Annotated in this window: 9 protein-coding genes, 15 tRNA genes and 3 rRNA genes; 26 read left to right on the top strand and 1 reads right to left on the bottom strand. The window is 46.4% G+C overall.

What is annotated here, in order from left to right; all coding sequences use genetic code 11:
- The first annotated feature begins 212 nt into the window (after positions 1–212).
- The 7 genes from V5M37_RS06550 (at position 213) to perR (ending at position 5,162) form a co-directional block, all read left to right on the top strand.
- Positions 213–1,229: an ABC transporter ATP-binding protein gene (locus V5M37_RS06550; protein ID WP_423801308.1), complete on the top strand. Its 1,017-nt coding sequence runs from the start codon at positions 213–215 to the stop codon at positions 1,227–1,229.
- Positions 1,222–2,013 (top strand): ABC transporter permease, encoded by a 792-nt coding sequence (locus tag V5M37_RS06555; protein ID WP_213146707.1) that lies wholly within the window; start codon positions 1,222–1,224, stop codon positions 2,011–2,013. Before V5M37_RS06550 ends, V5M37_RS06555 begins: the two co-directional genes overlap by 8 nt.
- 3 nt (positions 2,014–2,016) lie before the next feature.
- Positions 2,017–2,802, top strand: a complete 786-nt coding sequence (locus V5M37_RS06560; protein WP_423801309.1) for an ABC transporter permease — start codon at positions 2,017–2,019, stop codon at positions 2,800–2,802.
- Between the two features lie 102 nt (positions 2,803–2,904).
- Complete coding sequence (locus V5M37_RS06565; protein ID WP_241113897.1) at positions 2,905–3,297, top strand: ion channel; 393 nt, start codon at positions 2,905–2,907, stop codon at positions 3,295–3,297.
- A gap of 83 nt (positions 3,298–3,380) precedes the next feature.
- Positions 3,381–3,848: a thioredoxin-dependent thiol peroxidase gene (gene bcp / locus V5M37_RS06570; RefSeq protein WP_213146708.1), complete on the top strand. Its 468-nt coding sequence runs from the start codon at positions 3,381–3,383 to the stop codon at positions 3,846–3,848.
- Between the two features lie 222 nt (positions 3,849–4,070).
- Positions 4,071–4,619 carry a cob(I)yrinic acid a,c-diamide adenosyltransferase gene (locus V5M37_RS06575; protein WP_213146709.1) on the top strand — a complete coding sequence of 183 codons (549 nt, stop codon included), beginning with the start codon at positions 4,071–4,073 and terminating at the stop codon, positions 4,617–4,619.
- Positions 4,620–4,724: 105 nt separating this feature from the next.
- Positions 4,725–5,162: a peroxide-responsive transcriptional repressor PerR gene (gene perR, locus V5M37_RS06580; protein ID WP_378584452.1), complete on the top strand. Its 438-nt coding sequence runs from the start codon at positions 4,725–4,727 to the stop codon at positions 5,160–5,162.
- Positions 5,163–5,235: 73 nt separating this feature from the next.
- Here the strand turns inward: perR and V5M37_RS06585 are convergent, their stop codons facing one another.
- Complete coding sequence (locus tag V5M37_RS06585; protein WP_338088298.1) at positions 5,236–5,589, bottom strand: YgzB family protein; 354 nt, start codon at positions 5,587–5,589, stop codon at positions 5,236–5,238.
- Between the two features lie 147 nt (positions 5,590–5,736).
- Here V5M37_RS06585 and V5M37_RS06590 point away from each other — a divergent pair, with 147 nt between their 5' ends.
- The 19 genes from V5M37_RS06590 (at position 5,737) to V5M37_RS06680 (ending at position 13,161) form a co-directional block, all read left to right on the top strand.
- Complete coding sequence (locus tag V5M37_RS06590) at positions 5,737–6,612, top strand: nucleotidyltransferase-like protein (RefSeq protein ID WP_423801310.1); 876 nt, start codon at positions 5,737–5,739, stop codon at positions 6,610–6,612.
- A 271-nt stretch (positions 6,613–6,883) separates the two neighbouring features.
- Positions 6,884–8,433 (top strand): 16S ribosomal RNA (locus V5M37_RS06595).
- 206 nt (positions 8,434–8,639) lie between these two features.
- Positions 8,640–11,574 (top strand): 23S ribosomal RNA (locus V5M37_RS06600).
- 133 nt (positions 11,575–11,707) lie between these two features.
- Positions 11,708–11,824 (top strand): 5S ribosomal RNA (rrf, locus tag V5M37_RS06605).
- Together the 16S, 23S and 5S rRNA genes with 15 tRNA genes alongside form the textbook arrangement of a ribosomal RNA operon.
- 11 nt (positions 11,825–11,835) lie before the next feature.
- Positions 11,836–11,910, top strand: a tRNA-Asn gene (locus V5M37_RS06610).
- Between the two features lie 5 nt (positions 11,911–11,915).
- Positions 11,916–12,006 (top strand) — tRNA-Ser (locus V5M37_RS06615).
- Between the two features lie 18 nt (positions 12,007–12,024).
- Positions 12,025–12,099 (top strand) — tRNA-Glu (locus V5M37_RS06620).
- 6 nt (positions 12,100–12,105) lie between these two features.
- Positions 12,106–12,181: transfer RNA gene (locus tag V5M37_RS06625), tRNA-Val, on the top strand.
- Positions 12,182–12,190: 9 nt separating this feature from the next.
- A tRNA-Met gene (locus V5M37_RS06630) sits at positions 12,191–12,264 on the top strand.
- Between the two features lie 3 nt (positions 12,265–12,267).
- Positions 12,268–12,344: transfer RNA gene (locus tag V5M37_RS06635), tRNA-Asp, on the top strand.
- A gap of 8 nt (positions 12,345–12,352) precedes the next feature.
- Positions 12,353–12,428, top strand: a tRNA-Phe gene (locus V5M37_RS06640).
- Between the two features lie 15 nt (positions 12,429–12,443).
- A tRNA-Thr gene (locus tag V5M37_RS06645) sits at positions 12,444–12,516 on the top strand.
- 29 nt (positions 12,517–12,545) lie between these two features.
- A tRNA-Tyr gene (locus V5M37_RS06650) sits at positions 12,546–12,630 on the top strand.
- 5 nt (positions 12,631–12,635) lie between these two features.
- Positions 12,636–12,709, top strand: a tRNA-Trp gene (locus V5M37_RS06655).
- A gap of 11 nt (positions 12,710–12,720) precedes the next feature.
- Positions 12,721–12,796 (top strand) — tRNA-His (locus tag V5M37_RS06660).
- A 40-nt stretch (positions 12,797–12,836) separates the two neighbouring features.
- Positions 12,837–12,908 (top strand) — tRNA-Gln (locus V5M37_RS06665).
- Positions 12,909–12,916: 8 nt separating this feature from the next.
- Positions 12,917–12,991, top strand: a tRNA-Gly gene (locus V5M37_RS06670).
- A gap of 8 nt (positions 12,992–12,999) precedes the next feature.
- A tRNA-Cys gene (locus V5M37_RS06675) sits at positions 13,000–13,073 on the top strand.
- Between the two features lie 6 nt (positions 13,074–13,079).
- A tRNA-Leu gene (locus V5M37_RS06680) sits at positions 13,080–13,161 on the top strand.
- Positions 13,162–13,335 lie beyond the last annotated feature (174 nt).

Here is a 13,335-nt window from a genome sequence, read left to right on the forward strand (position 1 = left end):
TAAGAGCACCTCTAAAAGACATTTCCCCTGTCTCAAATCAAGAACTATCTAATAGGAATCAACTCGCATCCAATTTACAAGAATAGCAACCCACTTCCAGCCCCAATCCTTCTCCAAAAATATAAAAAGCAAGATAGTTGTACCTCCGCCTCCGATTGGCTAAACTAAAACATTAGGGTAAGCCACATGCCACATCAGGAGGTGCCATATAAATGAAGAACGCTATAGAAGTAAACAGCTTACGAAAAGAATTCAAAGCATATTCCAGCCGTTCCGGCTTAGCGGGCGCGTTCCGCGACCTTTTTACACGAAATTATAAAATAGCACGTGCCGTCAACGATATCAGTTTTAACGTCAAGCAAGGGGAAATGGTCGGCTATATCGGCGAAAACGGGGCCGGTAAATCAACAACCATCAAAATGTTAACAGGTATTTTAACCCCATCAGGCGGGCAAATCAAAGTGAACGGCATGAATCCCCATAAGGAGCGGGAGAAATTTGTTCAAACCATCGGCGTCGTGTTTGGCCAGCGTTCCCAACTATGGTGGGACATCGCCGTCCAGGAGTCATTCCGGCTCCTCAAAAAGGTATATAAGGTAACGGATGAACAATATGACGACCATATGAACCATGTCATCAAAACACTTGATATCGAGCCGCTTCTCGACAAACCAGTCAGAAAGCTATCGCTCGGACAACGAATGCGCTGCGAGCTGGCCGCGGCACTCATCCACAATCCGCCGCTTCTTTTTCTGGATGAACCGACGATCGGCCTCGATGTCCTAGTAAAACTAAAAATCCGTGAATTTTTAAAAGAAATCAATGAAAAATACAATACAACCATTCTCTTAACAACGCACGACCTCTCAGACATAGAGGCATTATGCGAACGCGTCATTATGCTTGATGAAGGAAATATCATCTATGATGGGGCTTTGAAAAATTTAAAAGACACATTAGGGGATGGCAAAGAGCTGCAATTCCAGTTCCTTGAAAAAGTCGATCTGCCAGCCGTAAAAAAACTTACAGCCGCTCTTCCTGTCAAATGGGAGCACGACGAAAAGGAACAAATCTTTACCGCTAACATGCAAAACAACGACGAACTCATCTCACAGCTGATTGCCAAAATCGTCGCTGCTTTTAAAATAAAGGACATTAAAATCAACGAAACATCCACGGAAGAAATCATCCGCAATATTTACGAAAAGGGTGCGGTGGAAGTTGGATAAATATTTAGAAATGATTCGCATCCGTTTTTTAATGATGCTCGCCTACCGAACAAATTATTATACGGGCATCCTCATTTACGGCATCAACATCGGCGCCTATTATTTTCTGTGGACAGCGATCTACAGCGGCAAGGAGGAAATCCAGGGTCTATCCATTACACAAATGACAACCTATGTGGCGATTTCCTGGATGGCGCGGGCCTTTTATTTCAACAACCTGGACCGGGAAATGGCGATGGAAATCATGGAAGGGAAGGTGGCCGTTGAACTGATCCGTCCCTACAACTACCTCGGCATGAAAACCATGCAGGGACTGGGGGAAGGGATTTTTCGGTTATTTTTCTTCTCGCTGCCGGGACTCATTATTGTTTATTTTGTATTTCCAATCCAAATCACATTAAAGCCAGGCGTATGGGGATTATTCGCCATCTCCATCCTATTAAGCTTTTTCATTAACACCCAGTTAAATCTGTTAACCGGAATTACGACTTTCTTCTTATATAATAATTCAGGCCTAATCCGTGCTAAGCGGGTCGTCATTGACCTGTTTTCCGGGCTGCTTTTGCCGATGAGCTTTTTCCCGGGCTGGGCGCAGGGAATTATGAAATTCCTGCCGTTTCAGGGAATCAGCTATATACCAAGCATGATCTATACAGAGGGATTCACGCACCAGCAGGCCATTCAAGCCATCGGCCAGCAATTTATTTGGGTTATCATCCTCCTCATTCCCATCCAAATTCTTTGGGTTATTGCGAAAAAACAGCTGGTCATTCAAGGAGGGTAAATGGTGTTTTACGTAACGATGTTTTTTCAATACATGTCGCAATATATGAAAACAAGATTGCAATATCGGTCTGACCTGTTTGTCGAGTTTTTCTCGGACCTGATGTCTCAAGCCATCAATCTCGTCTTTATTCTGGTCGTCTTTGGCCACACCCAGCTGCTCGGCGGCTGGAGCCGTGATGAAATTATTTTTATATATGGATTTTTCTTAGTACCTTACGCGGTCTTTTCGGCCTTCTTTAATATCTGGGATTTCAACGAGCGTTATATTGTAAGGGGAGAGCTTGACCGTATCCTAACTAGGCCGATTCATAGTCTTTTTCAGATTATCCTCGAGCGGCTGGAACTGGAAGCTTTATTAGGGGCGGTCACCGGCTTGGCTGTCATGTTTTATGCGGGTAGCCGGTTAAACCTGCAGGTGGATTGGTTTGATCCGATTCTCTTTATTATTTTCGTCATCGGCGGCGCGCTTGTTTACGGCGGCATCTTTGTGATGCTCGCCTGCGTCAGCTTCTGGGCGGATGCGAAAACCTCGCTCATGCCGATGATGTACAACATCAGCAACTACGGCCGCTATCCGGTCAATATCTATAATACGGTGATCCGCTTCGTGCTCACTTGGATTTTGCCGTTTGCTTTCGTTGGCGTCTATCCCGCTGCTTTTTTTCTTGAAAAACAAGAATGGTATATCTATTCGTTTTTAACACCTGTAATCGGCATCATCTTTTTTGCGCTCTCCGTATTTCTTTGGAATCAGGGTGTCAAAAAATACCGCGGCGCCGGCAATTAATAATTAATTAAAACCGTGCTACATTCGGCACGGTTTTTTGATATTTTATTGGTCAAGCCCACATACAATGAACTAATCTGTACAAATATTAGAGGTGGTCTTGTGATTTATTTCTTGCTGCCGATTGTGATTTTTTGCATTTTCATGAGTATTCGAACCTTGTTTATTCCCAACACGATTAAGGGCAAATTGGTGTCCTTTGACAATTTCTTTTATTTAGGAACATGCTATTTAACTGTCATCTTCGGATTTGGGCTGATTTATTTAATTTTTGAATTAGCGGGAATGAAGGTCTTGGCGGAAATAAATAACGCCGAACACCGGAACATTTTTGAAACGAGCTTTTATTTTAGCGCGATGATGTTGTTCTCAGTTGGCAATGGAGATGTGATTCCTCAGGGAATCGGAAGGCTGGTTGCCGTCATTGAAGCATTAATAGGCTATACGCTCCCAGCGGCCTTCGTGGCCAAGGTCATGTTTGATCGGGAAAAATAAATCACAGGTGCACGAAAGTTGTATTGTTCCATCACATTGGTTAGGCTATAAATAGGAATATTTTTCAAAGTGGAGTGAATAAAATGACAGTAGAAATTGGTAAACAAGCACCTGATTTTACACTAGAAGCACAAACTGGCGAGAAGGTTACTTTGTCAGAGTTAAAAGGAAAATATGTTGTGCTTTATTTTTATCCAAAGGATATGACGCCGGGATGCACGACTGAAGCGTGTGATTTCCGTGATCAACATGAGCAGTTTGCCGACTTAAATGCCGTTATTTTAGGTGTCAGCCCAGATCCGGTAGACCGCCATCAAAAATTCGTTGAGAAATACGGTCTGCCATTCCTGCTCCTTGCCGATACCGATCATCAAGTGGCGGAGGATTACGGTGTTTGGAAGCTAAAGAAAAACTTCGGGAAAGAATACATGGGCATTGAACGGTCGACTTTTATCATTGATAAAGAGGGCAATATTGCGAAGGAATGGAGAAAAGTTCAGGTGAAAGGGCATGTCGAAGAAGCCTTAACCTATATCAGGGAAAACCAATAATAGACTGCCTATTTTCGCAAGAAAAGGCTTTTGTCCAATGCAAAAGTGCTTCATGTGAATATCATTTTATTAGGGCATACCTCCTCAGATAAAACTTATTGGGTCCATTCGGACCCCTTTTTTATGCCTTCTTTCTTTTCTAATAAATGACCTAGGTGATATGATGAAGAAAAGATTTATAGACATGTGAAGCTGAAATTTACCAATAGGGGGTATTGAAAAATGAAAATTTATACGAAAACAGGGGATAAAGGAACAACTTCACTTATTTACGGGCAAAGGGTAGCAAAGAACGACCTTCGCGTCGAGGCCTACGGAACCTGTGATGAAACGAATTCGATGATTGGACTGGCATTAAGCTATTTAACTAAGGAAAATTTTCAAGGGAAAGAAATAATTGAAAAAGCATATCATAAAATACAAACAAACCTATTTCATGTCGGTGCTGAGCTCGCGACTCCGAAAGGGAAGGAAGTAAAGTGGTCATTAGCTTTAGTGGATATTGAAGAACTGGAAAAACAAATTGACGAATGGGATTCAAGCCTGCCGGCGTTGACGAATTTCATTTTACCTGGGGGACATCCTGCAGGTGCAGCCTTCCATGTGGCCAGGACCATTGCAAGAAGAGCAGAAAGATGTGCCGTCGGCTTAGGGGAGGATGTCAATCCGCTTGTGCTGGCGTATTTAAACCGTCTTTCTGACTTGTTGTTTGTCACGGCAAGATTTGTCAACCACCAGTTAGGAGCTTCTGAACAAACATTACATAGCTAATGAACTTCGGTGTTTGCAGTATTACAATATTGACAAAAGTACAAATTACCTAGTAAACTAATTATAACAATTACAATGTAAGAATATCTTTTTGAAAAGAGGTGCATGGCGATGAATCAATTAAAAGAAGCGTTGGATACCTTAAAGGATACTGGGGTGCGTATTACTCCGCAACGTCATGCGATACTTGAATATTTAATAAGCTCGATGTCACATCCTACTGCAGATGAAATTTATAAAGCGTTAGAGGGCAAATTCCCGAATATGAGTGTGGCGACGGTTTACAATAATTTACGAGTATTTCGTGAGGTAGGCCTTGTAAAGGAATTGACCTATGGAGATGCATCTGCCCGCTTTGATTTTGTTACCACCCATCACTATCATGTAATCTGTGAGGAATGCGGGAAAATTGTTGATTTCCACTATCCTGGCTTGGATGAAGTGGAGCACTTGGCAACACATGTCACTGGTTTTAAAGTGGCGAATCACCGCATGGAAATTTACGGCACTTGTCCGGATTGCTCTGCTAAAGAAGTTCACTAATGTAAAGCCGATTCTAATTTGGAGTCGGCTGTTTGTTTATAAAAAAGGGGATGACCGATTGCTGGTCATCCCTTTATTTCATTTTATTTTTATTATAAGTTTCGTCAAATTCCTTGCCTTCCAGGGCTTTATCCATAGTCAAAGGTTCGCGGCAGTGCATGCACATATCTACCCTGCCAAGCATTTTAGTGGGTTTGCCGCAGCTGGGACATTTGACAGAAATGGTTTTGGTTGACAGCATGCCAATCCAGAAATAAACAACCGTGCTGGCGATAATAAAAAGCAGACCAAAAATCATAAAGATGGTCATAATAAGTGGTGAAGTACGAAAATAAATACCACCATACATAACGATAAAACCAACAAAGATCAACGACAATGCGAACGTTCTAATTTTATTTATTTTACTCGAATATTTTGCCATGATTCTCCCTCCTAGACAAACTATACCACAATTCTCCATTGAGAAAAAAGGATACACAGAAGAATGTCGAATTTTGTCTTAAATTTTAGAAGGATATTTCTTCTTCCTGTCGAACATATATTGCTAGCTAGAAAAATGGAGGTATAGAAGATGGAAGACATTCTTCGGCCCATTTATCAAGAAAGGGCAAGCCAATTAAATACCCTGGGGATTTTATTGGTAGAAAAGAAACAACGGTCAAGTCAAACGACGGATTCGTTTGATGCGATTCTTTTAATGATTGTGAAAGAAGCAGATCAGCCTGTATATACAAAACATTATTCGTATGATGACAAAAAAGCCGCCATGCATATTATCACTGAGCCGCAGCTGCAAGAATGGATTTTAATAGGCAGCAACCGAAAGATTTTTGAATGGCTTCATCATTCCAAAATTTTATTTGACCGCAATGAATATGTAGCCAATCTAAAAAAGGAACTAGAAGAATTTCCGTTCCATGGCCGAAAAATAAAAATGGGGTTGGAATTTGCGAAGTTAATCCGCCGCTATGTGGATGGGAAAGCACTGTTTGAAAATAAACAGTATTTAGATGCCTATAATTATGTCGTTCACTCCCTGCATCATCTGGCGAGATTAGCGATTATTGAAAATGGCCTTCATCCTGAACTGACGGTTTGGCAGCAAGTGAAGCAAATCGAACCGGAAATTTATAAATTATATGTTGAGTTGGTTGTGAGTGAGGAAACATTGGAACAAAGGCTCGAGCTTTTATTCCTTGCCAGTGAATTCTTGATCCACTCCAGAACTAACATCGGTTCCTCCCACTTAATAGACGTTTTAAGTAAAAAAGAGCATTGGATGTTTAGTGAAATCATGAGTGAGCCGGAATTGATGCCGTATTCCGTTGATATGTCAGTCCTGCTTGAATACTTAATTGAAAAACATTTATTAGAAATCGTTAATGTTGAGACAAAGGGACAAGGTGTTTTTCACCGCTGTTACCGCGTTAGTCAAAAACTATCGTAAAAAAACAAAAAAAGCTATTGACCTTTTCGTGAATACTTGATATATTAATAACCGTCGCTGCGAAACATTTTTAAAAAGTTTTCCGCAGTAGACGGTTTTAAAAAAGGTGTTGACATTAACAAACACCATGTGTTATATTAATAAAGTCGCTTTTGAGCGGCGCGCAAGATAGTTCTTTGAAAACTAAACAAACAAAAACGTCAACAAACAATAATATTCGTTTCTTTTGAAACGAAGCCAACGTAACATTTTTGAGCTAATCAACTCAACTTTATTGGAGAGTTTGATCCTGGCTCAGGACGAACGCTGGCGGCGTGCCTAATACATGCAAGTCGAGCGAATCACTGGGAGCTTGCTCCCGGTGGTTAGCGGCGGACGGGTGAGTAACACGTGGGCAACCTGCCTGTAAGACTGGGATAACTTCGGGAAACCGGAGCTAATACCGGATAATTTCTTCCCTCGCATGAGGGAAGGTTGAAAGTCGGTTTCGGCTGACACTTACAGATGGGCCCGCGGCGCATTAGCTAGTTGGTGAGGTAACGGCTCACCAAGGCGACGATGCGTAGCCGACCTGAGAGGGTGATCGGCCACACTGGGACTGAGACACGGCCCAGACTCCTACGGGAGGCAGCAGTAGGGAATCTTCCACAATGGACGAAAGTCTGATGGAGCAACGCCGCGTGAGCGATGAAGGCCTTCGGGTCGTAAAGCTCTGTTGTCAGGGAAGAACAAGTATCGGAGTAACTGCCGGTACCTTGACGGTACCTGACCAGAAAGCCACGGCTAACTACGTGCCAGCAGCCGCGGTAATACGTAGGTGGCAAGCGTTGTCCGGAATTATTGGGCGTAAAGCGCGCGCAGGCGGTCCTTTAAGTCTGATGTGAAAGCCCACGGCTCAACCGTGGAGGGTCATTGGAAACTGGGGGACTTGAGTGCAGAAGAGGAAAGCGGAATTCCACGTGTAGCGGTGAAATGCGTAGAGATGTGGAGGAACACCAGTGGCGAAGGCGGCTTTCTGGTCTGTAACTGACGCTGAGGCGCGAAAGCGTGGGGAGCAAACAGGATTAGATACCCTGGTAGTCCACGCCGTAAACGATGAGTGCTAAGTGTTAGAGGGTTTCCGCCCTTTAGTGCTGCAGCTAACGCATTAAGCACTCCGCCTGGGGAGTACGGCCGCAAGGCTGAAACTCAAAGGAATTGACGGGGGCCCGCACAAGCGGTGGAGCATGTGGTTTAATTCGAAGCAACGCGAAGAACCTTACCAGGTCTTGACATCCTCTGACACTCCTAGAGATAGGAATTTCCCCTTCGGGGGACAGAGTGACAGGTGGTGCATGGTTGTCGTCAGCTCGTGTCGTGAGATGTTGGGTTAAGTCCCGCAACGAGCGCAACCCTTGATCTTAGTTGCCAGCATTCAGTTGGGCACTCTAAGGTGACTGCCGGTGACAAACCGGAGGAAGGTGGGGATGACGTCAAATCATCATGCCCCTTATGACCTGGGCTACACACGTGCTACAATGGATGGTACAAAGGGCAGCGAAGCCGCGAGGTGGAGCCAATCCCATAAAACCATTCTCAGTTCGGATTGCAGGCTGCAACTCGCCTGCATGAAGCCGGAATCGCTAGTAATCGCGGATCAGCATGCCGCGGTGAATACGTTCCCGGGCCTTGTACACACCGCCCGTCACACCACGAGAGTTTGTAACACCCGAAGTCGGTGGGGTAACCGTAAGGAGCCAGCCGCCTAAGGTGGGACAGATGATTGGGGTGAAGTCGTAACAAGGTAGCCGTATCGGAAGGTGCGGCTGGATCACCTCCTTTCTAAGGATATAAGCTGGACATATGAGCCAGACAATACATGTTTGTTTGATTGTTTCTTGTTTGTTTAGTTTTGAGGGAATTATCTCTCAAAACTTTTTGTTCCTTGAAAACTAGATAATCGTAAAAGAAGAAGTAACCAAGTAAGAACCGAGTAATCGCCATTTTAGTTTTTCTCTCTTATTTTTAAGAGTAAGTAAAACCTTTTAGGTTAAGTTAGAAAGGGCGCACGGTGAATGCCTTGGCACTAGGAGCCGATGAAGGACGGGACTAACACCGATATGCTTCGGGGAGCTGTAAGTAAGCGCCGATCCGGAGATTTCCGAATGGGGAAACCCACTGTTCGTAATGGAGCAGTATCTTTACCTGAATACATAGGGTATTGAAGGCAGACCCGGGGAACTGAAACATCTAAGTACCCGGAGGAAGAGAAAGCAAACGCGATTCCCTGAGTAGCGGCGAGCGAAACGGGAACAGCCCAAACCGAAAGGCTTGCCTTTCGGGGTTGTAGGACACTCAACATGGAGTTACAAAGGAACGGGGTAGATGAAGCGGTCTGGAAAGGCCGGCCATAGAAGGTAAAAGCCCTGTAGTTGAAACTTCGTTCCCTCCTGAGTGGATCCTGAGTACGGCCGGACACGTGAAATCCGGTCGGAAGCAGGGAGGACCATCTCCCAAGGCTAAATACTCCCTAGTGACCGATAGTGAACCAGTACCGTGAGGGAAAGGTGAAAAGCACCCCGGAAGGGGAGTGAAAGAGATCCTGAAACCGTGTGCCTACAAGTAGTCAGAGCCCGTTCATGGGTGATGGCGTGCCTTTTGTAGAATGAACCGGCGAGTTACGATTGCATGCGAGGTTAAGTTGAAGAGACGGAGCCGCAGCGAAAGCGAGTCTGAATAGGGCGAATTAGTATGTAGTCGTAGACCCGAAACCAGGTGATCTACCCATGTCCAGGGTGAAGTCCAGGTAACACTGGATGGAGGCCCGAACCCACGCACGTTGAAAAGTGCGGGGATGAGGTGTGGGTAGCGGAGAAATTCCAATCGAACTTGGAGATAGCTGGTTCTCTCCGAAATAGCTTTAGGGCTAGCCTCACGTAGTTAGAGTCTTGGAGGTAGAGCACTGTTTGGACTAGGGGCCCTCATCGGGTTACCGAATTCAGACAAACTCCGAATGCCAATGACTTATCCGTGGGAGTCAGACTGCGAGTGATAAGATCCGTAGTCAAAAGGGAAACAGCCCAGACCACCAGCTAAGGTCCCAAAGTATACGTTAAGTGGAAAAGGATGTGGAGTTGCTTAGACAACCAGGATGTTGGCTTAGAAGCAGCCACCATTTAAAGAGTGCGTAATAGCTCACTGGTCGAGTGACTCTGCGCCGAAAATGTACCGGGGCTAAACGTATCACCGAAGCTGTGGGTGGACACCTTGTGGTGTCCGCGGTAGGAGAGCGTTCTAAGGGCGTTGAAGCTAGACCGTAAGGACTGGTGGAGCGCTTAGAAGTGAGAATGCCGGTATGAGTAGCGAAAGATGAGTGAGAATCTCATCCACCGTATGCCTAAGGTTTCCTGAGGAAGGCTCGTCCGCTCAGGGTTAGTCGGGACCTAAGCCGAGGCCGAAAGGCGTAGGCGATGGACAACAGGTTGATATTCCTGTACCACCTCTTTATCGTTTGAGTGATGGGGGGACGCAGGAGGATAGGGTAAGCGCACTGCTGGATATGTGCGTGCAAGCAGTTAGGCTGGCAAGTAGGAAAATCCGCTTGCCATAAGGCTGAGCTGTGATGCCGAGGGAATTATAGTACCGAAGTTCCTGATTCCACACTGCCAAGAAAAGCCTCTAGCGAGATAAAAGGTGCCCGTACCGCAAACCGACACAGGTAGGCGAGGAGAGAATCCTAAGGTGAGCGAGAGAACTCTCGTTAAGGAACTCGGCAAAATGACCCCGTAACTTCGGGAGAAGGGGTGCTTTTTGGGGTGAATAGCCCCGAAGAGCCGCAGTGAATAGGCCCAGGCGACTGTTTAGCAAAAACACAGGTCTCTGCAAAGCCGCAAGGCGAAGTATAGGGGCTGACGCCTGCCCGGTGCTGGAAGGTTAAGAGGAGGGGTTAGCGCAAGCGAAGCTCTGAATCGAAGCCCCAGTAAACGGCGGCCGTAACTATAACGGTCCTAAGGTAGCGAAATTCCTTGTCGGGTAAGTTCCGACCCGCACGAAAGGCGTAACGATCTGGGCACTGTCTCAACGAGAGACTCGGTGAAATTATAGTACCTGTGAAGATGCAGGTTACCCGCGACAGGACGGAAAGACCCCATGGAGCTTTACTGTAGCCTGATATTGAATTTTGGTACAGCTTGTACAGGATAGGTAGGAGCCTGAGAAACCGGAGCGCCAGCTTCGGTGGAGGCGTCGGTGGGATACTACCCTGGCTGTATTGAAATTCTAACCCGCACCCCTCATCGGGGTGGGAGACAGTGTCAGGTGGGCAGTTTGACTGGGGCGGTCGCCTCCTAAAGTGTAACGGAGGCGCCCAAAGGTTCCCTCAGAATGGTTGGAAATCATTCGCAGAGTGTAAAGGCACAAGGGAGCTTGACTGCGAGACCTACAAGTCGAGCAGGGACGAAAGTCGGGCTTAGTGATCCGGTGGTTCCGCATGGAAGGGCCATCGCTCAACGGATAAAAGCTACCCTGGGGATAACAGGCTTATCTCCCCCAAGAGTCCACATCGACGGGGAGGTTTGGCACCTCGATGTCGGCTCATCGCATCCTGGGGCTGTAGTCGGTCCCAAGGGTTGGGCTGTTCGCCCATTAAAGCGGTACGCGAGCTGGGTTCAGAACGTCGTGAGACAGTTCGGTCCCTATCCGTCGTGGGCGCAGGAAATTTGAGAGGAGCTGTCCTTAGTACGAGAGGACCGGGATGGACGCACCGCTGGTGTACCAGTTGTCTTGCCAAAGGCATCGCTGGGTAGCTATGTGCGGACGGGATAAGTGCTGAAAGCATCTAAGCATGAAGCCCCCCTCGAGATGAGATTTCCCATAGCGTCAAGCTAGTAAGATCCCTGAAAGATGATCAGGTTGATAGGTCAGAGGTGGAAGCGCGGTGACGTGTGGAGCTGACTGATACTAATCGATCGAGGACTTAACCAAGTCATGTTTTTTAGGTGAACTCGTTCTTATTTACTTCTTCTGCATTATCTAGTTTTGAGGGAATGAAAAATTTTAAATTTCCTCTTGCAAAATATGAAAAAGACATTATAATAAAATAGTGTCTGATAAATGGTCTGGCGGTAATGGCGAGAAGGTCACACCTGTTCCCATCCCGAACACAGAAGTTAAGCTTCTCAGCGCCGATGGTAGTTGGGGCGAAAGCCCCTGTGAGAGTAGGACGTCGCCAGGCTGTTATATTATTCCGCAGTAGCTCAGTGGTAGAGCTATCGGCTGTTAACCGATCGGTCGTAGGTTCGAGTCCTACCTGCGGAGCCATTTATGGAGAGCTGTCCGAGTGGCCGAAGGAGCACGATTGGAAATCGTGTATACGTTAACCGCGTATCAAGGGTTCAAATCCCTTGCTCTCCGCCATCATAATTTTTTCAAAATGGCCCCTTGGTCAAGCGGTTAAGACACCGCCCTTTCACGGCGGTAACACGGGTTCGAATCCCGTAGGGGTCACCATTTAACGGAGGATTAGCTCAGCTGGGAGAGCATCTGCCTTACAAGCAGAGGGTCGGCGGTTCGATCCCGTCATCCTCCACCATAATATTATCGCGGGGTGGAGCAGTCCGGTAGCTCGTCGGGCTCATAACCCGAAGGTCGCAGGTTCAAATCCTGCCCCCGCAATTCGGTCTGGTAGTTCAGTTGGTTAGAATGCCTGCCTGTCACGCAGGAGGTCGCGGGTTCGAGTCCCGTCCAGACCGCCACTTATGTTGGCTCAGTAGCTCAGTCGGTAGAGCAAAGGACTGAAAATCCTTGTGTCGGCGGTTCGATTCCGTCCTGAGCCACCATTTTGATTCAATTTTGCCGGTATAGCTCAATCGGTAGAGCAACTGAATCGTAATCAGTAGGTTGGGGGTTCAAGTCCTCTTGCCGGCACTTGTTAGCAGCAAGTGCATAATATAGATGGAGGGGTAGCGAAGTGGCTAAACGCGGCGGACTGTAAATCCGCTCCCTCAGGGTTCGGCGGTTCGAATCCGTCCCCCTCCACCATTTATAGGGGTATAGTTTAAAGGTAGAACGAAGGTCTCCAAAACCTTTGGTGTGGGTTCGATTCCTACTACCCCTGCCAATGCTGTAATGGCGGTTGTGGCGAAGTGGTTAACGCATCGGATTGTGGTTCCGACATTCGTGGGTTCGATTCCCATCAGCCGCCCCATTAATTTATTATTGATGAATTAGTGAAAATGTTGTATTATTGGGCTATAGCCAAGCGGTAAGGCAACGGACTTTGACTCCGTCATTCGTAGGTTCAAATCCTGCTAGCCCAGTCAAATATGCGGAAGTAGTTCAGTGGTAGAACACCACCTTGCCAAGGTGGGGGTCGCGGGTTCGAATCCCGTCTTCCGCTCCAAATAATATGGCGGCATAGCCAAGTGGTAAGGCACAGGTCTGCAACACCTTTACCACCGGTTCGAATCCGGTTGCCGCCTCCATAATATGCCGGTGTGGCGGAATTGGCAGACGCGCACGACTCAAAATCGTGTTCCGTGAGGAGTGTCGGTTCGACCCCGACCACCGGTATCATAAAAACACTCATATATAATGTGAGTGTTTTTTATTTTGCTTTTTTCGAAAAGATTAGTGCTGACCGATTAAAAATTGTTCTAATTAAGAAGGAATGACTTATTGCCTCGCAATAGAGACGAACCATTTTGGAAAATTACTTGTCCGGTGGCATATGGCTTTTCTATGCGC

This window comes from Neobacillus sp. SAB-20_R2A (assembly GCF_049568635.1).
GTDB lineage: Bacteria > Bacillota > Bacilli > Bacillales > Cytobacillaceae > Neobacillus > Neobacillus citreus.